This window comes from Nostoc sp. CCY 9925 (assembly GCF_963920935.1).
Classification (GTDB): domain Bacteria; phylum Cyanobacteriota; class Cyanobacteriia; order Cyanobacteriales; family Nostocaceae; genus Nostoc.
The window spans coordinates 39,105-62,462 of record NZ_CAWUDO010000019.1 but is presented as its reverse complement, the minus strand read 5'-3'; the positions used below and the strand labels follow the sequence as shown (position 1 = coordinate 62,462).

The following is a 23,358-nucleotide window of genomic DNA, read 5'->3' as shown; positions in this document are numbered from 1 at the left end:
TTAAACTTCTTAATATAGCTATGAAATATTAGCGCTGACTTACTTAATATAGTCTTTTGTACTATTCCAAAGCCCCTAAACCGTTAGTGCCGTTGGTTGTCTCAATAAGAGATGTTGTATCAGAAATTGATGTTAAATTATTGACTGTTTCTATATTTTGATTCACAAGTGAATTATTATTGTTTGTTATTACTTCTGTTGCTGTTCCTACCGTGAGAGATAATGAAGTTATTCTTTCATTAATTGTTCCAATATTTGTAAAAGTAGGCGTGATTGTTAGAGTCGTACTTGTGCCAGGATTTAAAACATTATTACTAACAGGCAAGAACAGTTCACCACTAACACTTTGATAAGCGCCAGAAGGCGAAACTATAGAAACAGCACCACGCGCTACAGCTTCTTGTGCATATACTGGCGCTGCAATAAAATTAGCTAAACTGATAAAGCCCAGCAAATAAATGCTTTTTTTGCACGTTACAGATAGTTGGCAAAACACGCTATACATGTGTGATTTATTCCTCATGCTCTTTTAAATTGGCATGAGAAATATAGCGGTAACTTCCCAAAAGATTTGATTGCTAGGCTACTAAAATTTGGTATAAGGATTAACACTTAGTCAAGAAAGGCAAAAGGCAAAGGGCAAAAGGCAAGATTAATTATTGCCTTATTGTCTTGTCCCTATTGCCTTTTAGCTATTCATTATTGCCTATTGCCTCTTGCCTTTTGCCTTATTAAGAAGATTTTATGAAGTATCTATTTAAACAAAGATTAAAAGCCCGATTTCTTAAAGAAACCGGGTTTATATGGTAATATTGTGAATAAGTTTGGAAATACCACCCCTAAACTACATTTAAGGGGTTGTATTTTTTCTTAAATCTGTTACATCTCCCTTTTTACCTTGTCCCGCATCAAAACTATGAATATAGGTAAAGGAGAGTGAGTCAAGGAATTGATTTGCGTATTACCAAATATTTCAATGCAAATGCCTAGCGTAGGGATGCACAATGATTTTATCTCTACTGCTGGCAATGCTTCCTCAAAGGAAACCCAAAAAGATATTGAAAACTAGCCCAGGGTGTGAAAACATCTAGATTAAGAGCCGATGGATTTTCACACTATAGTGATTTTCTGAGCTAACAATCAAACTACTCTAAACCGCCAGAACTAGCTGCTCTAACCAAGGTTGCAATGTCTACAACATCAGTAAAAGCACCGGCAGTAATCGCTGCTGCGATCGCTGCTTCGATTGTGGTGCCGCCAGTTACCACAGATTCTTCAATTGCACCTGGGTCTACTGTCAGATCTGTGATGGCTTCATCATTTCCGCCTAGAGTACCTTCGTATGTAGGTGTAACTGTTAATGGGCCAGGGAATTGCATACCACTAGGAGCAACTATTTCACCACTGACGCTGATAGAAGAACCTGAAGGTCTAACTATTGTAACTGCACCACGAGCAGCAGCTTGATCTGCTTTTGCAGGTGCCGCAAAGAAATTACTAACACCAACCAAACCTAATACGCAAACACTGCCTTTGATAATTGTAGATAGTTTCATGATTCACAAGCTCCTTGTGTATTCATCTTTGCGTTTTCAATATAACTATTGCTCTCCATAAACAATTCAGTGATAACACTGAATTTATTCAAAAAATTGGTGGTCATAAATTAAAAAAATTAATAGAAAAATTGTGAGTGTAGATCTCAATACCACCAACAAAATCTTAATCAGGCAAGAGATACAGTAAATCTTCTGTCTCATTGATGCCTGTATAGCAGTTGTGGTAATGCTTACTAAAGTTCGTATTTTGAAAAACTACATCCCAAAAGTGACAAAGGTATGACTTGAGACTGACTTTAATACCAAAATTCTCTGTAAACTGCGCTTAATAATTACTCAGAAATTTTCCAAATTAGCCATGTCATATCTTTGCTAAATCTTGAGTGCATCTTCATGGGTAATATGCCGTGGGCAACGATTTGAATTCTCAGGCATAACGTTGTAGGGGTGCACAGCTATGCGCCCTTACGAAATACAAATATTCCACATAATTAAAAGCACCTATAAAATGCAGCTATGACTAACTGTTGTCTGGGCGTAACGCTCAAGCACTATTTAACTTACTATGTTTATTGTCCCCAAGTTAAATGGCTGCACCTGCCTGCCTTTAAGTCATTATGGCAAAGTCTAAAAAAAGCACTAATCCCATCAATCTTAACGATTCACAATATTATCTTAACCGAGAGTTAAGCTGGTTAGAGTTTAATGGCAGGGTTTTACATGAAGCGTGTGACGATCGCACCCCACTTCTCGAACGCCTCAAGTTTTTGGGAATATTCAACTCTAATTTAGATGAGTTTTTTATGGTGCGCGTTGCCGCTTTAAAGCAACAAGTAGAAGCGAAAGTTACCCTGTTAACTCCCGATGGTCGGACGCCACAACAACAGCTAGATGATATTCGGTCTACCTTGATTCCCCAAGTGAAGAAAGAGCATCAACATTTTGAGCAAGTACTTCGCCCTCTGTTAGCAACTCATGGCATCCATATCTTGGATTACATAGATTTAAATCAGACACAGCGGAATCATCTCGACAGCTATTTCGAAGAACAAGTTTTTCCCGTTTTGACTCCCCTGGCTGTTGACCCCAGTCATCCGTTTCCTTTTATTTCTAATCTCAGTCTGAATTTGGCAGTTGTGGTCAAAAATCCAGACACCGATGAAGAATTCTTTGCCAGAGTCAAAGTACCTAACGTTCTGCCGCGATTTTTACCTATACCTCGTGAGTTAGCAACCCCAGATAATGAAAAACTGATTCACTGGGTTGGGGTACCTTTAGAACAAGCGATCGCTCATAATTTGGAATCCCTATTTCCAGGGATGAATATTCAAGAATATCATCCATTTCGCATTACCCGTGATGCGGATTTGGTATTAGAAGAAGATGAAGCAGATGATTTGTTATTAGCGATCGAACAAGAATTGCGAAAACGGCGGCTGGGTGGAAGTCCAGTCAGGCTAGAAATTCAATCCCAAACACCTGAACCAGTGCGATCGCGATTATTGCAAGATTTAGAATTAACAGACAGTGATGTTTACGAAGTAGATGGCCTTTTAGGACTGCGGGATTTGATGTCTTTCATGTCCTTGCCACTACCAGAACTCAAAGATCCACCACGTCAATCTGTTGTACCGTCGCGCCTCCAACGTCTTAGAGAACCCAGTTTAGACCCAGATGCATTGGAAACAGACGAAGGAAAAGACTTTTTTGCGGTAATTCGTGAAAAAGATTTGTTAGTACATCATCCATATCAATCTTTTTCCGCCTCGGTGGTGCGGTTTATTACTTACGCCGCCTACGACCCTAATGTCCTAGCCATCAAAATGACTCTCTATCGGACTTCTGGCGACTCACCCATCGTTAACGCTTTAATCGCCGCTGCCGAAAATGGCAAGCAGGTATCTGTGCTGGTGGAATTAAAAGCGCGGTTTGATGAAGAGAATAATATTTACTGGGCAAGACGACTAGAAAGAGTTGGAGTTCATGTTGTCTATGGTTTAGTGGGGCTGAAAACCCACAGTAAAACCGTGATGGTAGTCCGGCGAGAAAAAGACCGGATGCGTCGCTACGTACATATTGGGACTGGTAACTATAACCCAAAAACTGCACGTTTGTATACAGATTTGGGATTGTTTAGTTGCCGTGAAGAATTGGGTGCCGACATCACAGATTTATTTAATTTCTTGACAGGCTACTCTCGGCAAAAGTCTTATCGAGAGGTGTTGGTTGCACCTGTGAATATGCGCGATCGCTTTTTGGCATTAATTCGCCGCGAAATCGAAAATGTTCAAAATGGCTTTTCTGGGCGCATTGTTGCCAAAATGAATTCTTTAGTCGATCCCGAAATTATCGCCACTTTATATGAAGCTTCCCGCGCCGGAGTGCAAATTGATTTAATTGTTAGGGGCGTTTGCTGTTTGCGTCCAGGACTCAAAGACATTAGTGAAAATATTCATATAATCAGCATTGTCGGTCGCTTTTTAGAACACTCTCGAATTTATTATTTTCATAACAACACACAGGAAGAAATTTATATTGGCAGTGCTGACTGGATGCGCCGCAACTTAGACCGACGAGTGGAAGTAATTACCCCAATCAAAGACCCAGATATTGCTAAAGATTTGCAAGAAATCCTGGGAATTATGCTCGCAGATAATCGCCAAGCTTGGGACTTACAAGCCGATGGCACCTACATTCAACGCCGTCCCTATGATGATTCTCCAGAAGCTAATTCCCAAAAAACTCTGATCAATATGGCCTTACGTCTAACTGGTGTAGCCTCAAACCTGATTGATTAAAAAGATAAATTCCCTATATCTTGACCGAAAATCAAAGGGCACAAGCCCCCAGGTTCTAGCTATTTGGAATCCCTGTCAAGCAAGAATCCCCCAGCTTCTAGCTGTGGGGAGTGTCAAAGCTAGATCGACTTAGTTTTTTTATAAAATTTTAATTTTTTGATAAGTTATCTAAGTTATTTGTCATAGGTTTATAGAAGTTATTCAACCATAGGATAGAGTAAGTACTGGCACTTATTCCCATAAACTAGAGGGGTTATTGTAAATAATTTTGTCTTTTCCCTCGATGTTAATGTTATCCTGTGAGTTTTCTACCTTGCGCGTTCTAGTAGTTGATGACCACGAACTTACTCGTTTAACCTTACAATTGGCTTTTTCTTGCCAGGAAAATATCCAAGTAGTAGGCTTAGCCACTAATGGTCAAGAAGCTATAGAAATGGTTAAACGTTGGCAGCCTGATGTAATTGTTCTAGACTTACAGATGCCAGTCATGGATGGCTGGAGTGCATCTAGCCAAATCAAAGCTATATCTCCTAACACTCAAATCCTTGCTTACTCTTCAGTAGAGGATGTAAGTTTTCAAGAGACAAAAAAAATGTCTAACTTTGATGATGTTTGTAAAAAAGATGTGCCTACCTCTGAGCTTATTGCTTTAGTTAGGCAGTTAGGTAAGCGTACAGGAAATGTCCAGTCACAGAATGAATGATAGATAATGTATTGCGTTACTAACCCAGGCTTAGCTCAATTCCAGGGATTTGAAGACATTATATTACTAAGAAACGTCGGTATATCCTGAAATTCAAGGTTACACCGACGCACTTTTCGATATTTTCTACTCTAGTCCTGAGTCCAGCTTACCTATATTTCTGTTTCCGGAACTGTGCGTCTAAATTCATCAATTAATTCATCTAGTTCTTCCAAAGCCTGATTTACGTCAATTCTTAAAGTTCCCAGGTTTGGCTGTTCCAGTAGACTCAGCAAGTAATCCCGCTTACTTTGTACTACGGCGATTCGTTCTTTTATAGTCTGTAGATCCATTATTTTTCTTGGTGTTAATTACCTTTAAGTTTAAACTTAACTCATAATCGAATATTCTGGAACACTAAGTAGGCTGACTTGAGGAACGAAAAAATGTCGGTTTTCGCTTCGTTCAATCCCAGCCTATTTCCTCCTAAATGAAGACTGAGGAAGTGTTTTTGTCCGCTGAATATGTAAGTTGGCTTTAAACAGACTATTCTTACTCCCTACTCCTTGCCCAAGTTACTATCCTTAATTGCATTAGTATAAGTGGACTTGGGCTATTGCAGACTAATTGGCTCATTGAGAATGCTGCAAGCAAGATGGGCTAATGCTCTTTCCTAATTTGTGACTCATAGCCGATGATAATAAAACTAATACCATTTCAGAAAATTCCTGCAACAAGTACGTAGGTAGGGGCACACAACTGTAAACCTTTACAGGCAATTCATTTGTTGCCAAGATTTTTAGAAATGGTATGAGATATTAACAATTTATACTCATCTAAGCTCATGCTAGGCCAAATCTCTTTGGGAACACTCGGTTTAACTATCGGTAGCATATTAACCATCATTGGCTTCATCGCCTATGCTGCTGATAATGCGACACTCAATCTTGTCGGATTTTTTTACGGGATTCCTCTATTGTTGGGGGGGCTGGCACTGAAAGCTAATGAACTCAAGCCAATACCCTTCAGCCAACCTACGTCACCATCAACATTAACATTGCGTCAGCAGCAAGCAACTGTAACTCAAAATAAAATTCGCAAAGATATCACCAGATATTGCTATGGTCAAGATGCTCATTTCGATACAACACTTGATTTTTTGGGTTTGAGTCCCAGTGATGAAGAACGACCAATAGTTACAGGGTTGCGAGAAACAGAAGTCAATGGAAGCTATGTTTTAATTTTAGAATTTGATTCACCGCTAATACCAATTGACTTATGGCAAAAAAAGCAAGAAAAAATGACCAATTATTTTGGGCCTGGAGTGGAAATTAAAATAACCCAGCCATCTGAAAATAAAATTGAAGTAGCATTAATAAAAAATGCTCAAAAAGAGTCAATAGTCAATAGTTAATAACATTGGGAACTGAGGACTGTGCATTGGGGAGCCAGCGAGGTCTTGCGGGTTTCCCCCATGAGCGACTGGCGTCAGCCTCTGCCAACTTGTTCGCTCTTGGCGTTCCCGTAAGATAGCAAGTGGCGTTATTGGGAGTGCTGTTAGCGGAAGCGGTGCGTTTAGCCTGCGCTGAGTTAACAGTTACGAGTTTTTATTCTCCACTCCGCCCCTCTGCCCCTCTGCTCCCCATCTCGCCTACTCTCTACTTCCTAGATAATTTACAAAATTCAGACACACAAAGCGATTCCCACTCCAAAATCGTTCGACTGAGTGATTTGTACCGACTTGTGCTGAGCGCAGTCGAAGTAGCGCAGTCAAAGTAGCGAACGCGAGTGCGTCTCGTAGAGAAGTCGAGGTAAGCCGAAGTCTAAAATCTAAAATGGTATTACTTTTCTAGACGAACTGCATACCATTGCAAATATTGTCCAGGACCAATATCTAATTCACAACTCGTGTCCAGTAAATATTGTGCTTGAGCCTCTACAGCATCAAACTTTTGCAAGTCAGGTGCCAAATCTTGAATTTTTAGTTGCTGGAGAGTTGTTTTGAGCTTTTCTAATAGCTCTGATGTTGTCAGAAATTTTTCTGGTTGATTTGTTTCTAGAACAACAAAATTATCCTGCTGGTACATTAGTGGATTTGGCATTTTTAAGCTCTAGTAAATGTAGATAGTTTTTGATTTTTTATTACAAAATAATTAGTCCTCATTTTGTATAAAAAATAATTAACACAGCAATCAAATCATAAGTTTTTTGTAGCCATTTTCTAAATATTATATAAATATTTTATCTGCCTCCTTTACCCCGCTGGGTTCTCTCTTGCTTTTGCGATCGCTTCTTCTTTTGGATTTATAAATAATCAGAAAGCGTTTGAAGTTTATGTCTTGATTATGATGTAACTATAAAATTTATTTTGTTAAATATATGAATAATATTTTAAATATTTTATTGATTATATTTATATAATTTTAATCACTCAAGTAGTGTTTTATAAATTTAACTAAGTATCCAAAATTCATGAACATAAGAATTTTTACTGATTTCTTCACTGCTGATTAACTAAAGAATAAAGCTTTCCACATATTATCATATTAATCTTATGTAATTATACTAAATTAGTGCTATGACAATCGTTGGCGAATAGACGCAATGAGTTGAAGTAAAAGAATATTAGTATTTAGTATTAGCTATATTCTGAGTACGATTTGCCAATTAGTTTGCACTATCTGGTTACGTTTTTAAAGGAACCACAAAATTAAATTATTAAGGTGTTGATTTACAATTCTCAAAAAAATTGCAATTTAACTTTAATAATGGGGAAATATAACAGTAACATTTCCTCCCTTAACCATAGCGGAACAAAAAGGTAGCAATTGCCTTTGAGTTCCAATTATAGATTGTATATGCAAATTAGTTATCTACCGCTTGCTTGCCTCAATAATATTGAGCAGTCTATTCTCAAAAAACAGTTGATTGTGAAGCCAAACACACCCTTGCCACAAATGCTGGCATCGATCAAAACAGCGATCGCTCCTATGCGATCTAATTGCTCAGCCTTTTTCAGGATAGTCGCGCAAGTAGAATGTAACTCATGTCAGGCATAAGCCCATTTCCTCTTTCTAAGCAACCACCACTGATTCTGGTAGCTGATGACGACAAGACCATTCGAGTGTTGTTGCGTAAAGCTATGGAACAAGAAGGTTACCGAGTGGTCGAGGTCAATGATGGTAAGCAATGTTTAGATGCTTACGAGACTATTAAACCAGATATAGTTTTGCTCGATGCTGTAATGCCCGTGATGGATGGCTTTACTTGCTGTAAGCAGTTGCTTCAGATTGCCAGAAATAATCTGATGTCAGCATTGGCAACTTTCGATACTGATTCTGTGCTTGGCAATACTGTGATATCCAAAATATGGGAGCGAACTCCCATCTTGATGATCACATGCTTGGACGATGAGGAATCTGTAGACCGTGCTTTTGAGGCGGGAGCAACTGATTATGTTACTAAGCCAATTCATTGGCCTGTATTGCGCCAGCGGCTACGCCGATTACTACAGCAAGCGCAAGTATACAAACAGTTAGAAGCTGCCAACCAAGCTTTGCAGCACCTCGCCAATGTCGATGGCTTAACTGGGTTACCGAATCGTCGTCGTTTTGACGATTATCTTAATACTCAGTGGATTAACTTAGCACAGGAGCAATGCCCCCTGTCACTTATTTTATGTGATATCGACTATTTTAAATTTTACAACGATAAATATGGTCATCCTGCCGGCGATGTCTGTTTACAAAAGGTGGGTACTGTTTTAAGCCAAAAGGCACAAAAACATCAGGATTTAGTAGCCCGTTATGGTGGCGAAGAATTTGCTGTGATTATGCCATATACTCATGCATCTGGCGCAGTTCACGTTGCTGCTGGAATGCAAACAGCAGTCAGAGATTTGCAAATTGTTCATGACGGTTCAGCGGTGAGCCAGTATGTCACCCTAAGTATGGGCGTAGCAACTGTTGTCCCCACTTGGGAATCTTCACCTTTGGATTTGATCGTACGGGCAGATAAAGCCCTCTACCAAGCAAAAGCTGGTGGGCGCGATCGCTTTGTCTCAAGTAGTCATTAGTAATTAGTTATTTATACTGCGTAATTTGTATCTAATTGTACTGACAGCAATCGAAGTAGCGAACGCGAGTGCGTCTCGTAGAGAAGTCGAGGTCAGCCGAAGTCTTGGTGATTGGTTATTCCCTGCGTCTGGCCATATCCCATGCCCAACGATCAAGAAGGATAAACTGGTAATGTGAAGTGGAACCATGCCCCGCTATTGGGAGCAGAGTCTACCCAAATTTGACCGTAATGCGCTCGAATGATGCGTTGGCATAAACAAAGGCCAATGCCGTAACCGTCTGTACCTTCATCTCGTTGCAGACGGAAGTGGTTTTCAAAAATGCGATCGCGATTCTCTATAGGAATACCAGGCCCAGTATCGCCAATACTGAACTGAACTTTTTGGGTGGTGCGGTGTAATCCAGCAATACTAATCTTCCCACCCTTGGGCGTATATTTTATGGCATTATCCAACAGATTTACTAGCACTTGTCGGATGCGTTCTGGGTCAGCATATACATATGGCAAGTCTTTGGGGATATCTGTTTCTACCTCTTGGGATTTGGTAGTGTAGCGATCGCGCAATTCTTCTAATACATCTAAAAACAGTTTACCTAGCTCTACTTTTTGTGGTAAAATAGGAATCTCTGTGTCTTTGCCACGACCTACCTGCAAAAGGTCGGCAATCATCCGGTCAATAATTTTAGTTTGAGCGCGGGCTTGTTTTAATAAATGTGCCGTCATCGACGGTTTGAGGCGCTGGAATTCCGCTGTTTCTACATTGTAGTTAGATTGAAGAGTTTCTATGGCGATCGCCGCAGCAGTTAAAGGATTGCGGAGGTCGTGTGCCAACATAGCAATCACTCGGTCTTTAAACTGTAACTGCTCCTGAAGGTTTTCTTTTTCCTGTTTCAAGCGAAAAATTTCGTCTGAGAGGCGGATAAGTTCAGCAGAAACGGCGACTGAACGGATTGTAGATTTGGGTGATGTCAGGCGACCATTATCGTCTACACGTTCTTGTAAGTCTTCCTGTAATTTTAAGTAGGTTTCTACAGCAGTTTGCCAACGAGGCCACCAGTTTTTTAATTGCGCTATTATATTACTCCCAGCTAAAATCTGCCGTGGTTCCGGATGGATTTTGATTAAAGCTGGTGTTGCTACCAATTTAAAGTGTTCTGCTAAGTAAGGCTGTTGACCAACATCGATGATTTGCAGTTCAAAACTATACTCAGCCTGCAATTCTTTTAAGTAAGCACGTATTCGCTGCACCTGTTGTCGGGACTTTGGGCGTCCATCGACAAAAAGTAGCAGCTGGAGTGGAGCCTCAGAATAAATAGGCTGATCCTGGGAAACTTGCATGTAATCGTGTTTCAGCACTGGTAACAACCCGGCGACGCTTTACAGAAAGTAAAATGGACTGATGGTTGTCGATGGTCGTTCGTTTTTCTTCAATTTAATATCTATTTTAGATTTTTCATACTCATATCAGATCTGCATTTTTGGCATAGGATATATCTTTTTGAGCCTTTTGCCTTCTTTGAGGTAACTTCATCTCCAAGAAACACTCAAGTCTCTTGAATATTAAGTCTTACATTTGGCCTGAATCCAAATTTTTCGCCAGAGTCAGCATGTGAAAAGTTTAATACTATGTCAAATTGGCTAGTACAGCAGTATGTGAATATGAGTAATCGTTTTGAACGGGGGAACACTGAACCAAACGTAGATGCTAATTGTATCCGATCTATCAGGTAGCTGTTAACTATTTTGACCAAGTGTGTAGAGGTTTTTTTTCAACGCTCAGTGCATTGGATCAAGTGTCTTTTGTGCCTCTATCCAATCATCAGTAGGATTGGGAAACAGTGATCAGTAATTACTACCTTTAAAATTGCGAAGGGCGCGGTGTTCTGGGTCTTTCTCAAACAACAGCTTTGCTATTCAAGAAGAATAGGGGGTGGGTTGCTTTGGAGGAAGCTTTGGATAACATACCAGCGATCGCACTTTCAGAGGAAGCACTCACTACTTTTGAGGCCTTTAACAAACACAGGGAGTGGGAAAGAACAAAGTGTTTGTTTTTATTCATACGGGGTGTTACACCGCCTATGTAGCGCTAACAAGAAACTCTTGACTAGAAAGCAAGTAGCACTCTCCGTAGAGAATCATTGATAGATACTAGGGAAACCGTTGCGACACTTAACTAGGAATTTTAGATTTTAGATTTTGCGAAAAGTTGAGCCATTCTTCAAAGCGGGTTTCCCGATTTGTGCGAATTAGCGTTGAGAGGAGGTTCCCTGCCATCAAAACTTTTCAAGACGGATTTTAGATTTTTTTGGCACTGCTGCTTTTTAGCAAGCTCATACCTCACCCCTAGTGAGTGAAACAAATCCAAAATTCTCAGCAGCGCGGTAGCCTCGTGGTCTGTTTCCATCCAAAATCCCAAACCAGTTAACTGCTTTACATAACCCCTACTCTCAAGAACTAAAAACTTACGCTAAGTTCCTGGAATTACTCAACACTGGCATTTTTCGGAGATTTCATTATCCAGCTTACCATCGTCAGATGAATAATCTTCAGAATCGATATTTAAGCCAGCGTTAGGCAATTTCATTGATTCCCCTTTTTTGATGAGGCTAAGGGGGGCTTTATTCATAGTCTATCACTTCAGTGGCTTGGCGATCGCATCAAACTAGTGCATTTGGGCGTAGCTTCAAGCTTTTAGTCGCTAGATTGTTATTTAATGAGCTATCAATCAATTATCAGGTCTGATAACGAAAAATCTAGATAACCATCTGAGAATGTGAGTATTGAAAGCAGGATACTTTTTTATGGTGACCATTGTGGGTTTATTTGTATTTTTTTCCAAAAATGTTACTTTCCCAGAATTTTAGGGAAATCTATAAATAAGCATGGGAATTATCAAAACCTAATGGCTGTAAAACGAAGACAACACGGTAGCTTCTGCTACCGTTTACTAATTTTTTGAGACATTATTAATAGCGCTACGCGAGTTACTAGGGATTGGGGACTGGGGATTAGAGAGATGGAAACATGAAGGAGTGTGGGGAAATTATAGAAAAGCTTCCCACCCTTGCTACACCTCCCACACCCCCCAATGCCCCATGCCTTCTCCCCAATCCCCAGTCCCATTTAATCAACAGTTTGCGCTAGGGTAGGAACTGAAACTCAATTTGTGATTTCCTGTGCTTCCTGCTAAACGTCGAGCTGTATTTCTGAGTTTGGCTGTTTTATTCACTTCGTTAACAGCCTGTGCTAACAGTCCAGTGACCAAAAACCTTGAGGAGTCTTTGGCAGCAGATCCTAGACTGCAAAATAATCCGGTTGTCTTTGGAGAACCTCAGGGTAACCAACCACAAGCACAGCAAAACGACTCAACAGTTCAGTTACCAGCTGATTTCCCTAAAGATATTCCACTATATTCCAATGCCAAACTAGAGGAAGTTAAACCTGCTAGCGATTCAGAAAACAGAGTCTCAACTCGTTGGTTGAGTTCTGACCCTAGCAACTTGATTGCTAGCTTTTATCGTAGTCAGTTGCAAACAAATAACTGGCAAATTGTGCAACAGCCAACAGATGATGGAGTAGGTGTCTTTGAGGCACGTCGAAATAATTCGCTGTTGAAAGTTTCTATTCAGCCTCAATCAGTCACCAATGCCACACCCAATCAACCCCAAACAGCTACTGAATTATTGATTGAGTACGTACCAAATAGTAGTACTGCAACAGCACAACCTACTCCAACTACAAGTCCTAACCAAACTAGTAACGAAGTTCCCCAAGCAGGAGATCCGCAGTTCATTGGCCCTGTAGCACCTGCAAATTTGGCATCACAGCCATCAACCACCGCTAATAACCAAACAACTCCTACAGCCACACGCGAATCTCAGACATTTAACGATCTCAATAAGGCACCACAAGAATGGCGACAACACATTCAAGATTTGGCTGCTTTAGGTGTTTTGTCTATAGAACCAAAGACAACTAAGAGCAATTCTGCTGCAACAACTAACCAATTTGAATCCGGTAAAATCGTTACACGTCGGGAATACGCCCGATGGCTAATTGCTGCTAATAATGCTATGTATGCCAGTAATCCAGCTAAACAAATTCGCCTGGCATCAGAAAGTACTCAACCAGCTTTTAGTGATGTGTCCTCAAAAGATCCTGATTTTCCAGTAATTCAGGGATTAGCTGAAGCTGGGCTAATTCCCAGTCCTTTATCTGGAGATTCTACAGCTGTTTTGTTTCGTCCTGATGCTCCCTTAACACGGGAGGTGTTACTGCTGTGGAAATTACCTTTGGATACTCGCCAAGCCTTACCCTCTGCTAACTTAGATGCTGTCAAACAAACTTGGGGTTTTCAAGACGCAGCGCGAATTGATTCTAAGGCTTTAAGAGCAGTGTTGGCTGATTTTCAGAATGGGGAACAATCCAACATTCGACGGGTGTTTGGCTATACGACCTTGTTTCAACCCAAAAAACCAGTAACTCGTGCTGAGGCTGCTACAGTTTTGTGGTACTTCGGAACTCAAGGTGAGGGTGTCTCAGCGGCTGATGCCTTGAAATTAAAGCAAAGTTAAACTTGTTGCGTATTTTATCAAAGATAATGTAAACCTAAGTATTTACAGCGTTTTTATCTGTGGTTGATGAATTTTTAGGGCATAGTTAAGTAAAATAACGTAAATAAACTCAACAGGCTTGTCTAGTTTTGAAGTAACTCAAAAAACAAGTTGTCAGATTATCGCCGTTTGATTACCTACTTTTAAACGAATTAAAAATCCCCACAGGTAAAACAAATATGAAAAAACAAGCTGTAGCGGCAGGATTTGTTTTGTTTTCTTTCATGTTAACGCCCAAAGCCTCAGCTGCTAGTTTCGATCAGCTTTATGTATTTGGCGATAGTCTTTCTGATACAGGCAATATATACAAGGCTACAGGAAAAACATTCCCTCTAAGCCCACCTAACTTTGAAGGACGTTTTTCCAATGGGCCGGTTTGGGTGGATTATCTCGGAGATCAGTTAGGGTTAAAGCCCACTTTAGTGAGTGATATTGATTTCACTACTATTCCTCCCACACCTTTTCCTACTCAAGGGATAAACTTCGCTTTTGGTGGTTCTAGCTCTGGTTTAGGTAACGCTTTCGTTCCCGATCCAAATTTACCGGGAGTACTCAAACAAGTCTATGGTTTTGCTGCAACTCTGCAAGCAAATAATCAAACTGCCGACCCAGATGCACTTTATACATTATGGGCAGGTGCGAATGATTTATTTTTTGTCAACTCGGAAGACTCGACCACACCAATCACTAATATATCTCTGGCGTTGAATACTCTGGTGGGAGTCGGCGCGAAAAATATTATAGTGTTTAACTTGCCAGATTTAGGGCAGTTACCAGCAGCTAAAATCAACGATCGCAACCCTACAACCCTTAGCAAATCAGTTGGTGAGTTTAACTTGAGTTTAGCAGGAACTGTGAGCGCTTTGAGCCAAAACCCGAATCTCAACATCATCTCTGTTGATACTTTTTCTTTATTTAATCAGGCAAGCACATTTGGTTTTACCAATGTAACCGAGTCTTGTCTATCTAGGCCAGATATATGTAACCCAGTCGATAACAAGTTTCTCGTCTGGGACGGTTTCCACCCAACCACCGCTGCTCATAAGGTGATAGCGGACACTGCATTGGCGGCGATTGAGGCTAAGTCTGTTCCTGAACCTTCGACAGAGTTGGGGACATTGTTGGCAGTTGCTACTTTCGGTGCAGTAGGAATACTCAAGCGCCAGCAAAAAAGGTCGGCACTTACGACTGCGGGTCTGGTTTCTAGCGCCCAATCGTCTCATACAGTTGACAACTAATTATTATTAATGTGGGATTACGATCGCTTATTTGAAATAATTGCAGAGTTGGTGATGCATCATTCTCCTAGTGGTGCAGAAGCCGAAATTAACCAGTTGTTGATCCAACGATTTAGGGCACTGGGTGTAGAAGTCTGGTGCGATCGCGCCGACAATATTATTGCAAAAATCCCTGGGCGAAGTCCAGACCGAGCGATGTCTAACGACAAGCCGCTTCGCGCCTACGCCATTACAGCCCATAAGGATGAAATTGGGGCAATAGTCAAAACTCTCGGCGATGAAGGTCGCGTCGAAGTACGCAAACTCGGCGGTTCTTTCCCGTGGATTTACGGTGAAGGGGTGGTAGATTTACTGGGAGATAACGAAACAATCAGCGGGATTCTCTGCTTTGGTTCCCGCCACGTTTCCCACGAATCTCCGCAAAAAGTCCAGCAGGAAGATACTAGCCTCAAGTGGGAAAATGCCTGGATTGAAACGAAACGCACTACAGCTGAACTAGAAACCGCTGGGATTCGACCCGGAACGAGAATGGTAATTGGCAAACATCGCAAGCTAGCAATTAGATTAAAGGATCATATTGCCAGTTACACGTTAGATAACAAAGCCTCTGTTGCCATTTTGCTAGCTTTAGCTGAAAACCTCAAACAGCCAGCTGTTGATGTTTATCTGGTGGCTTCTGCAAAAGAAGAAGTCGGGGCAATTGGGGCATTATTTTTTACTCAGAATCAGCGTTTAGATGCCTTAATTGCTTTAGAAATTTGTCCATTATCTGAGGAATATCCTGTTAAAGATGGGGAGATTCCTGTACTTCTATCTCAAGATGCTTATGGGATATATGATGAAGGATTAAATGGACAAATACGCCAATGTGCTAAGCAGTTGGATATGCCAATTCAGTTTACAACTCTTAGTGGATTTGGTAGTGATGCTTCAATTGCGATGAAATTTGGACATGTTGGACGTGCTGCTTGTTTAGCATTTCCTACTCAAAATACCCATGGTTATGAAATTGCTCATTTAGGAGCGATCGCTAATTGTATTGATTTATTAAAAACCTTCTGCGAAACTGAGTTGGAGTAATTGTTCAATTTTTTAGAATTTTTAGCCTGAATCAGCATCCTTAGTTGATGTAACTAGGGCTATTTTTTAATACTGATTTAGCTAAATGCTTGATTTGTGTCAAACTTTAGTGTTTAGTAATACTTGACAGAAGCCGATGATGGGATTTGAACCCACGGCCTGCTGATTACGAATCAGCTGCTCTACCACTGAGCCACATCGGCGTACACAATCGAATAGTATAGCATGATTTCATCATGGTAAATCCAAATCCCAAAAATCGCCTCAACCCCGAACAATATGCCCGTCTCAAAGCAGAAATGGCAGCCCCTTATCGCGGCTTACGACAATTTTTCTATATTGCTTTTGGTGCCTCTGGTTTAATTGGGGCATTCATCTTTTTTTTCAGAGTCCTTGCTGGACGAGATGTTGACAGCGCTTTGCCTAACTTGGCTCTCCAAATAGGAATTGTTACCTTGATGGTCTTTCTCTGGCGCTGGGAGCAGCATCGCCAAGAAAGCCGCAAATCTGGTAAAAATGCTAATTCCTGAATCAATCTGAATTGTTAATTTTTGCGATTTTATTTTTACATATCTTGATATTGTTAAATGTTTTGATAACAATTAAAATATCAGGAAAGAAAAAATAAATAAATTATTACAAAATCTCAAAAAGTAAAAATTTCTGAGAAACTGGAAATCGTTGAAACGGGGTCAGCCAATATAAAGACCCTGACCATAAACCAAATTACATTCAAATGGGGTCAACTATATTTAAAGACCCCAAATTTTATAAGTCAATATTTCGAGATTTAATAAAATTCACAATACTGGAAGCGCCAGACTGATAAATTACCAGTCTGGCGCTTCCAATTAATCAATCAATTAAGCCTTTACTACTATGTACTCAAAACTCAGCACTCTTTATTGAACTGTTACCAAATAGGATGAAGGAATTGGTTGGGCGCGCCCGGCATTGACGAGTGCTTGATAAACAAAGGCAGCAACTTCGGCTCTGGTGGCTTCACGGTTAGGATTGAGTTGTTTCGCCGTCGGATAGTTGATTACTAGTTGTCGTACAGTTGCAGCAGCAACAGGGGCGATCGCATAATTCGGAATCTGCCCAGCATCGCTGTAAAACGAAAGGACATTTTGATCGTTGGCAGTTAAGCCCAAACCATTTGCTAAAGCTACTAAGGCCTGCACTCTCGGAATTTGTTGCTGTGGCTTAAAAGTACCATCAGGATAACCAGAAACAAACTGACTTTGGTAAGCAGATTGAATTGCAGCGTAAGCCCAAAAATTGCTTGCTACATCCTTAAACTTAATACCTGCGCGTTTGGGTGGCGGTGTCAGGGCTTTAGTGATAATAGTGGCAAATTGAGCGCGGGTTACAGGTTCATTGGGTTTAAAGGTGCCATCAGGAAACCCAGCAATGATATTTTGGGAAGATAAGGCTTCGATGTAGACTTTTGCCCAGTAATTTGCTGGCACATCTTTAAAAGCAACAGGTCCTCCAGGAGGAACGTCAACAACTGCGGCAACAAAATCTACTGAACCAGCAATTCGTTTTTGATCGATATCGTTGCCAACAGCGAGAATAGTACCAGTTTTAGTAGCATTGTTGACATCATAACGAACGTTATTACGAATCAGATTACCACCAGGATTTTCATTGGTGCCAAGGTCAGGTAAAGCACTAACAGTCGCTACAACACCATCCCGCTTATTGTTTTGAATTACATTCTTACGCAATACAGGCTTAGCTGACTCTGAGATAAAAAGACCGTCTTGGTTTTCGATGATTTGGTTTTCCACAACTAAGGGTGTAGAAGTGCCACCGATCGCTATACCAAAACCAGTATCCTGAAATAAGTTATTGCGGATTTCTCCTTGGGCAGATTTAGCAACTGAAACTCCATTGCCTTTATTTTGCACAAAGATGTTACTTTCGATTTTGGGGTTGCCTGTACCAGTGACAAAAACGCCCTCTCTGATACTGTTAGTAAAAGTACTGTTTTTGATAATGGGATTCGTTGATTCCACCCAAATACCAGTACCTCGGCTATTTGGGTTAGTGACGGTGACACCCGTAATAGTCGTATTTTGGTCAGCAAGGATGGTAATGTCTTGTCTGGCAAAGGTGCGACTAGTATAGAAACCTCCACCAGAAATTAATATCGCCTGACCTCTAGTAGATTCATCACCTCGCAGTGTTACCCCTGGTTTTAGCAAGATGGGAAAGGTTTCCCCACTTTCCTGGCTATAATTCCCAGGTGCAAGTTGAATTGTTGCGCCTGTTTGGGCTTGACTAAGAGCAAAACTTATGCTTTTGTAAGGTGCGTTGGCTGTTACACCAGCACCAGCGGTATCTGCACCAGTTGAGGGATTAACGTAAATTACTGTTGCAGTGGTAGGAACTTGGGCTGTGAGAGTTGGGGCAATACCTTCTGGATGAGTAGCACCAGCATTTACCTGGCTAGGTAGTACTATTGACCCAGTAGAAACAACTAACAAAGCCGTTAGTCCGGCTGCCATGCTTACACCATATCTGGCATGATTGCGAGAAAGAAGGCGAAAATTTTTCGCTGGAGAAGTCTGAAAACCCCGATGTTTCATTTTTGAGTCTGTGATGTGCTGAATTACGATATGTCTAACAAGGTTAAAGCTAGCAGTCTTCTAAGCTGCTTATAAAACCCATGCAAAACTATACCGAATGATTAGCACTGATTCAGCTAAATTCCTGAGATAAATCACAGAACTTATACATAAGTTATATAGTTTAATTCAGAAAATTTTACTATGACAATCGGATTTGGTTTTTGAACTTGTTTATATGGTGTGCAAACCGCAATAGGCAGGGAATAGGCAATCAGCCTTTTCGGTTTGAGGGCAAGCTTTTTGAAATCAAATAGAAGTTCTATAGTGCAGTACAGCATAAATCCAGCTAGCGTATCAATTAACAAGGCAAGGACTTAAATTCCTTGCTTGGTCTAAGTACTATAGCTGGATATTGTAACTAATTATGCTAGTAAGAAATCACAAGAATTGGTGGCGATTGTTTGGAGAATGCCTACCACCAACTTCGTTATCTACAAAATTTACTGGATATCTAATAAGCTAGAGTTTCTAAGGTTTCTCGTAAATATCGCTGTACCTGCTGTTCTAAGCGAAGTTCCTGTAATTGAGTACCACGTTCTAGTTGCCAGCGTTGAAAACCGGAACTAGTGGAGATAGCGCATTTGAGGCTATACCAAATTTCACTATCAGCAGAAAATTGGCGATCGCTATAAGCTGGAATTTGAGCCATAATTTCTCATTCCTCTGTTATTAGTTATTGGGCAAAACAGTTCCGAGTGCTGAGTTAGGAGTTAGGAGTTATTATTCTTCCTCATCTCCCTCATTCCCACATCTGCTCCTAGCCTCTTCAAAGAAAATAATATTTACTCTCGGGGCTGCTGCGAATCTGTGTTTCTTGCAAACAAAGATTCAAACAACCGGGGCAACATTTGATTAACCCGCACGCCTAAAATTGTAAAATCTTGTTTAATCTTTTCTAAAGATAACGGCTCTATGGCAGCAAATTCTGTGTCATTAGTCACTAAAACTCGCATGACACTAACGGGAATTTGTAAAAATAGATTACTGGCTAAAAAGGCTAAGGCCGCAAGTATTAAACCGAGACTGCGCCATTGTGGTAAAAATTTAGCTGTATTTGCTACTAATGGGGCAATTTGGTAAATATGCCACAACGCCCAAATCGACAATACTGATGTCACTAGGGCTAGAATACGATTTAACTTTGTATTAGTTAAACAAAGGATTTTTCGCTGCCGCTCAGTTAAATTTTCTGGCTTTAGGGCTATTCCCAAAAGGCCAAAGATGTAAAAAGGGCGACGCAGCTGCATCCATAGCAACGGCACAACACCAATGGCGGCTACTAAGAACAGTTCCATCCAAACGGGCAAAAACGGCTCACCCACGGACAGGAACAATAAGCAGAGTATTGAAAAAACAGGTAATGTCGCTAATCCAGCGACGTGAATCCACAAAATTGGTTCAGAGCGAAATGAAGCCATATATTAAAGTTATGAGTTAAAAGTTAATAGTTAGGAGTTAGGAGCTTTTAATTCATAACTCCTAACTCCTAACTTCTAACCATTTTACCCTCAGCACTATCTCGTTAAGGTGAGAGTACGGCGCTTGGTAACCATCTGATAGGCTTCGATGATATCACCTTCAACCCAATCATTGAACTTATCGATGCCGACACCGCATTCATAACCGGCGTTGACTTCGCGGGCGTCTTCTTTCATCCGTTTTAGGGAGTCAAGCACGCCTTCATAAATCACTTTAGTGCCACGTCGCACCCGCACTTTGCAGTTGCGAATTAGCTTACCAGATTGAACGTAACAACCAGCAACCGCACCACGGCCGACTGGGAAGACGGCGCGGACTTCGGTTTGACCCAAGGGTTCTTCCACCAACTCTGGTTCGAGAAGACCTTCCAAGGCATCTTGGATATCTTCTAAGAGTTTGTAGATAACGTTGTATTCCCGAACATCTACACCCGCTTCATCGGCGGCTTGTCTTGCACCACTGGCAAAGGTGGTGTTGAAGCCAATAATTACGGCGTTACTAGCAGATGCTAAGTCGATATCTGTTTCGGTTATTTCGCCAGCAGTAGCTAATAGCATCCGGATTTGGACTTCGTTTTGAGGGATTTGCTTGAGCGCTCCCACAATGGCTTCCACAGAACCTTGCACGTCTCCCTTCAAGATCAAGTTGAGTTCTTTCAACTCGCCTTCTTGTGCCTGAGCTGAGAGGGTTGTGAGTGTAACACGTCCTTGCAACAGGCGGGATAGACGTTGTTTGTCGGCGCGATCGCTTGCTAGGTTTCTGGCTTCTTTTTCGTTTTCGAAGACCTCGAACTCGTCGCCTGCTGCTGGTACATCACTTAAGCCCAACACCTCAACAGCAAAGGAGGGAGAGGCAGCTTCGACTCTTGCGCCTCTGTCATTCACCATTGCCCGCACCTTACCAAAGGCAGAGCCGGCTACCAGCATATCTCCTACATGCAAGGTGCCATTCTGAATTAGCAAGGTCGCAACTGCTCCCTTGGCTTTATCCAGATGTGCTTCAATGACAGTTCCTTTAGCAGAACGGTCTGGGTTGGCAGATAGTTCTCCTACCTCTGCTACCAAGAGGATCATTTCTAAGAGCGTATCTAGGTTTTCGCCCTTGATGGCGCTCACCGGCACCATAATTGTGTCACCGCCCCATTCTTCTGCTGTCAGACCATACTGGGTGAGTTCTTGTTTCACCCGATCTGGCTGTGCAGCTTCTTTGTCAATTTTGTTGATGGCGACGACAATTGGCACTCCTGCTGCTTGAGCATGGCTAATGGCTTCAATGGTTTGGGGACGAACACCATCATCGGCAGCCACTACTAACACAGCAATATCTGTTACCCGCGCTCCTCGTGCCCGCATAGCTGTAAAAGCTTCGTGGCCTGGAGTATCTAGGAAGACTATCTGCTGGGGTTTACCGTCATGTACCACATCCACATGATATGCGCCGATGTGTTGGGTAATACCACCAGCTTCGCCAGCAGCTACTTTGGTTTTACGAATCGAGTCGAGCAGGGTTGTTTTCCCGTGGTCTACGTGACCCATGATTGTCACCACTGGCGGACGCCGATGGAGATTTTCCAGGTCTTCGACGCTGACCATTTCCGTAACTTTCCGAGCTTCTGCTTCTGGTTCGGCGGTTTCAACTTCTATTTCTAGTTCTTTTCCTACCAGAGTAATTGTCGGAATATCCAGATTTTGAGTGATGCTCACTGCCATGCCTTTGAGGAACAGGATTTTTACAATCTCTGTATCGGCGACAACCAGGAGATCAGCCAATTCTTGGACAGTCATTGGCCCTGTGACCACGACTTTTTCCGGACGATCGCGCTTGGTTTCGACTTCTTGACGACGGTTATGGTCGCGGTTGGAACTACTAGATTTTTTATTTCTTGCTGTTGGGGCGCTAGCCAGGGCTGCTGCTGGGGCTTGTGCGGGTCGAGTCGCTTTCGGTTTGGGGGGACGGGCGATGGAAAGACTAACTTGGACAGTGGCTGGTGTGTCTAGATCGTCGTCATCGAGTAAATCGTCTTCAAATTCCTCATCATCTAGAAGTATTGGCTTGGCCCGCTTGCCTTTGACGCCGGCCTTGCCCGCCTTTTCTTTAACTTCGTCAATGATTTCTTCTTCTACCCACTTTTTGCCGCCTTTGGCTGGTCGAGGCGGAGTTGGGCGTTTGAGATCTAGGAGATCCGGGGCGATTGGCTCGTCACCTAATACCTCAGTTTTCGCCCCTATTGCTGACAGATGTCTTGGTGGAGTAGCAATGGGCATTGCTGCTGCTACAGCTTCACCAGGACGTGCGGGTCGGGGTCTTTGCCCGTCTCCAATAGGAGATGGCCCTGATGGTCGGCTTCCTCTTTGCTCCGGTTTGACGGGTGACAGGGTGGGACGAGGCTGTCTTTGTGGTGCAGCCGATGAGGCCTGGTCAGTTGGCAGTTTAGCAACTTTTGGCTTAACTTGATGGTCGCGATCGCCTTCTGTCGGCCGTGGACGTTCCCGTTTGAGGATCGGTTTGTCTGCCGGAGATTGCTGCTCAGTCTCGGGTTGTTCCGCCGCAGGTCTGGCCGGTGGCGCAACTAATTGCGGTTTTTGAGGCTTTTCCGGTTTTGGTCTGGCTGGAATTACTTTTTCCGGTTTTTGGGCAACTGCTTTTTCCTGTGGCTGATTTGGATTAGGTGTTTGTTCCAAGTCTTTGACAGTAGGTTGCTCTGGGGTCTCAGATTGATTCCGGGGTACGGGTCGAGTTGGTGCCGTCGGCTTCATGGGTGAGACTGGTGTAGCGAAAGGCCGTGGAGGTGAGGGAGGATTAGCTTCAGACAAAGCAGCTTGGGTATTGGTAGCAACTGACGCCTCTGGGGCGTTGGAGGTAGTATTTCTCAATATTTTGGGTTTGCGTATTTCCAAAATTTGCTGTTTGTGGGGTGCAGCAGGTCGGTTACGTCCGCCGTTTGGTGGTGAATTTGATTTATGGCTGGTTGTACCTGGTTCTTTTTTAGGCGTCCCATTTGTAGCTGCGAGTTTTTCGGCAGCAGTGCGAATCTGTTCTGCCTCGGATTCTGAAATCGTGCTGCTATGGCTTTTGACCGCGATGTTGAGCTGGTCGCAAATTGCTAATAGCTCTTTGTTATCCAAATTCAATTCCTTTGATAATTCATAGATTCTAACTTTGCCGTTGTTCATCCACTCTTCCCCTTTAATTT

At 42.0% G+C, this 23,358-nt stretch carries 17 protein-coding genes and 1 tRNA gene; 8 read left to right on the top strand and 10 right to left on the bottom strand.

Translation table 11 applies throughout. The features are described from left to right. Positions 1 to 61: 61 nt before the first annotated feature. Together ACM0OY_RS12750 and ACM0OY_RS12745 are read right to left on the bottom strand one after the other, a co-directional pair. Positions 62 to 505, bottom strand: a complete 444-nt coding sequence (locus ACM0OY_RS12750) for a hypothetical protein (protein ID WP_414569218.1) — start codon at positions 503 to 505, stop codon at positions 62 to 64. A gap of 640 nt (positions 506 to 1,145) precedes the next feature. Beyond that, the gene (locus tag ACM0OY_RS12745) at positions 1,146 to 1,556 is read right to left on the bottom strand and encodes a hypothetical protein (RefSeq protein WP_414569217.1); all 411 of its coding nucleotides are present in this window, start codon (positions 1,554 to 1,556) and stop codon (positions 1,146 to 1,148) included. Between the two features lie 620 nt (positions 1,557 to 2,176). Between ACM0OY_RS12745 and ppk1 the strand changes: the two genes are divergently transcribed. Then, entirely contained in the window at positions 2,177 to 4,357 is a 2,181-nt protein-coding gene (gene ppk1, locus ACM0OY_RS12740; RefSeq protein WP_414569216.1) for a polyphosphate kinase 1, read from the top strand. A 283-nt stretch (positions 4,358 to 4,640) separates the two neighbouring features. Then, positions 4,641 to 5,060, top strand: coding sequence for a response regulator transcription factor (locus ACM0OY_RS12735; RefSeq protein WP_414569215.1), 420 nt, complete (start codon positions 4,641 to 4,643; stop codon positions 5,058 to 5,060). Between the two features lie 152 nt (positions 5,061 to 5,212). Here the strand turns inward: ACM0OY_RS12735 and ACM0OY_RS12730 are convergent, their stop codons facing one another. Continuing rightward, positions 5,213 to 5,392, bottom strand: a complete 180-nt coding sequence (locus ACM0OY_RS12730) for a hypothetical protein (RefSeq protein WP_414569214.1) — start codon at positions 5,390 to 5,392, stop codon at positions 5,213 to 5,215. 491 nt (positions 5,393 to 5,883) lie between these two features. Between ACM0OY_RS12730 and ACM0OY_RS12725 the strand changes: the two genes are divergently transcribed. Continuing rightward, positions 5,884 to 6,453 carry a DUF2854 domain-containing protein gene (locus ACM0OY_RS12725; RefSeq protein ID WP_414569213.1) on the top strand — a complete coding sequence of 190 codons (570 nt, stop codon included), beginning with the start codon at positions 5,884 to 5,886 and terminating at the stop codon, positions 6,451 to 6,453. 427 nt (positions 6,454 to 6,880) lie between these two features. Here the strand turns inward: ACM0OY_RS12725 and ACM0OY_RS12720 are convergent, their stop codons facing one another. Further along, on the bottom strand, positions 6,881 to 7,141 hold the full coding sequence (locus ACM0OY_RS12720; protein ID WP_414569212.1) for a chlororespiratory reduction protein 7: 261 nt from the start codon (positions 7,139 to 7,141) through the stop codon (positions 6,881 to 6,883). Positions 7,142 to 8,085: 944 nt separating this feature from the next. Between ACM0OY_RS12720 and ACM0OY_RS12715 the strand changes: the two genes are divergently transcribed. Continuing rightward, the gene (locus ACM0OY_RS12715; protein ID WP_414569211.1) at positions 8,086 to 9,114 is read left to right on the top strand and encodes a diguanylate cyclase domain-containing protein; all 1,029 of its coding nucleotides are present in this window, start codon (positions 8,086 to 8,088) and stop codon (positions 9,112 to 9,114) included. 152 nt (positions 9,115 to 9,266) lie between these two features. Here ACM0OY_RS12715 and ACM0OY_RS12710 read toward each other — a convergent pair whose 3' ends face one another. Next, the gene (locus tag ACM0OY_RS12710; RefSeq protein ID WP_414569210.1) at positions 9,267 to 10,472 is read right to left on the bottom strand and encodes a histidine kinase; all 1,206 of its coding nucleotides are present in this window, start codon (positions 10,470 to 10,472) and stop codon (positions 9,267 to 9,269) included. A 1,820-nt stretch (positions 10,473 to 12,292) separates the two neighbouring features. Here ACM0OY_RS12710 and ACM0OY_RS12705 point away from each other — a divergent pair. The 3 genes from ACM0OY_RS12705 (at position 12,293) to ACM0OY_RS12695 (ending at position 16,047) form a co-directional block, all read left to right on the top strand. Continuing rightward, complete coding sequence (locus tag ACM0OY_RS12705; RefSeq protein ID WP_414569209.1) at positions 12,293 to 13,690, top strand: S-layer homology domain-containing protein; 1,398 nt, start codon at positions 12,293 to 12,295, stop codon at positions 13,688 to 13,690. Positions 13,691 to 13,908: 218 nt separating this feature from the next. Further along, the gene (locus ACM0OY_RS12700; protein ID WP_414569208.1) at positions 13,909 to 14,967 is read left to right on the top strand and encodes an SGNH/GDSL hydrolase family protein; all 1,059 of its coding nucleotides are present in this window, start codon (positions 13,909 to 13,911) and stop codon (positions 14,965 to 14,967) included. Positions 14,968 to 14,976: 9 nt separating this feature from the next. Continuing rightward, the gene (locus tag ACM0OY_RS12695) at positions 14,977 to 16,047 is read left to right on the top strand and encodes a M42 family metallopeptidase (RefSeq protein ID WP_414569207.1); all 1,071 of its coding nucleotides are present in this window, start codon (positions 14,977 to 14,979) and stop codon (positions 16,045 to 16,047) included. A gap of 131 nt (positions 16,048 to 16,178) precedes the next feature. On the opposite strand, the gene ACM0OY_RS12690 is transcribed toward ACM0OY_RS12695, so the two are convergent. Continuing rightward, positions 16,179 to 16,250 (bottom strand) — tRNA-Thr (locus ACM0OY_RS12690). 33 nt (positions 16,251 to 16,283) lie between these two features. Here ACM0OY_RS12690 and ACM0OY_RS12685 point away from each other — a divergent pair. Beyond that, positions 16,284 to 16,577: a DUF3493 domain-containing protein gene (locus tag ACM0OY_RS12685; protein ID WP_414569206.1), complete on the top strand. Its 294-nt coding sequence runs from the start codon at positions 16,284 to 16,286 to the stop codon at positions 16,575 to 16,577. A 372-nt stretch (positions 16,578 to 16,949) separates the two neighbouring features. Here ACM0OY_RS12685 and ACM0OY_RS12680 read toward each other — a convergent pair whose 3' ends face one another. The 4 genes from ACM0OY_RS12680 to infB all read right to left on the bottom strand — a co-directional run bounded on the left by ACM0OY_RS12680 (position 16,950) and on the right by infB (position 23,338). After that, positions 16,950 to 18,644 (bottom strand): DUF1565 domain-containing protein, encoded by a 1,695-nt coding sequence (locus ACM0OY_RS12680; RefSeq protein WP_414569205.1) that lies wholly within the window; start codon positions 18,642 to 18,644, stop codon positions 16,950 to 16,952. Positions 18,645 to 19,137: 493 nt separating this feature from the next. Then, the gene (locus ACM0OY_RS12675) at positions 19,138 to 19,335 is read right to left on the bottom strand and encodes a hypothetical protein (RefSeq protein ID WP_414569204.1); all 198 of its coding nucleotides are present in this window, start codon (positions 19,333 to 19,335) and stop codon (positions 19,138 to 19,140) included. A 133-nt stretch (positions 19,336 to 19,468) separates the two neighbouring features. Next, the gene (locus tag ACM0OY_RS12670) at positions 19,469 to 20,104 is read right to left on the bottom strand and encodes a low-complexity tail membrane protein (RefSeq protein WP_414569203.1); all 636 of its coding nucleotides are present in this window, start codon (positions 20,102 to 20,104) and stop codon (positions 19,469 to 19,471) included. Between the two features lie 96 nt (positions 20,105 to 20,200). Beyond that, positions 20,201 to 23,338, bottom strand: a complete 3,138-nt coding sequence (gene infB / locus ACM0OY_RS12665) for a translation initiation factor IF-2 (RefSeq protein ID WP_414569202.1) — start codon at positions 23,336 to 23,338, stop codon at positions 20,201 to 20,203. Positions 23,339 to 23,358 lie beyond the last annotated feature (20 nt).

Bases quoted from the DNA above. Each gene is read 5' to 3' on its own strand.
- ACM0OY_RS12695 (WP_414569207.1), top strand. From the start codon at position 14,977: ATGTGGGATTACGATCGCTTATTTGAAATAATTGCAGAGTTGGTGATG.
- ACM0OY_RS12725 (WP_414569213.1), top strand. From the start codon at position 5,884: ATGCTAGGCCAAATCTCTTTGGGAACACTCGGTTTAACTATCGGTAGC.
- ACM0OY_RS12720 (WP_414569212.1), bottom strand. From the start codon at position 7,141: ATGCCAAATCCACTAATGTACCAGCAGGATAATTTTGTTGTTCTAGAA.
- infB (WP_414569202.1), bottom strand. From the start codon at position 23,338: ATGAACAACGGCAAAGTTAGAATCTATGAATTATCAAAGGAATTGAAT.
- ACM0OY_RS12750 (WP_414569218.1), bottom strand. From the start codon at position 505: ATGTATAGCGTGTTTTGCCAACTATCTGTAACGTGCAAAAAAAGCATT.
- ACM0OY_RS12715 (WP_414569211.1), top strand. From the start codon at position 8,086: ATGTCAGGCATAAGCCCATTTCCTCTTTCTAAGCAACCACCACTGATT.
- ACM0OY_RS12680 (WP_414569205.1), bottom strand. From the start codon at position 18,644: ATGAAACATCGGGGTTTTCAGACTTCTCCAGCGAAAAATTTTCGCCTT.
- ACM0OY_RS12670 (WP_414569203.1), bottom strand. From the start codon at position 20,104: ATGGCTTCATTTCGCTCTGAACCAATTTTGTGGATTCACGTCGCTGGA.
- ACM0OY_RS12685 (WP_414569206.1), top strand. From the start codon at position 16,284: ATGGTAAATCCAAATCCCAAAAATCGCCTCAACCCCGAACAATATGCC.
- ppk1 (WP_414569216.1), top strand. From the start codon at position 2,177: ATGGCAAAGTCTAAAAAAAGCACTAATCCCATCAATCTTAACGATTCA.
- ACM0OY_RS12730 (WP_414569214.1), bottom strand. From the start codon at position 5,392: ATGGATCTACAGACTATAAAAGAACGAATCGCCGTAGTACAAAGTAAG.
- ACM0OY_RS12675 (WP_414569204.1), bottom strand. From the start codon at position 19,335: ATGGCTCAAATTCCAGCTTATAGCGATCGCCAATTTTCTGCTGATAGT.
- ACM0OY_RS12700 (WP_414569208.1), top strand. From the start codon at position 13,909: ATGAAAAAACAAGCTGTAGCGGCAGGATTTGTTTTGTTTTCTTTCATG.
- ACM0OY_RS12745 (WP_414569217.1), bottom strand. From the start codon at position 1,556: ATGAAACTATCTACAATTATCAAAGGCAGTGTTTGCGTATTAGGTTTG.
- ACM0OY_RS12735 (WP_414569215.1), top strand. From the start codon at position 4,641: ATGTTAATGTTATCCTGTGAGTTTTCTACCTTGCGCGTTCTAGTAGTT.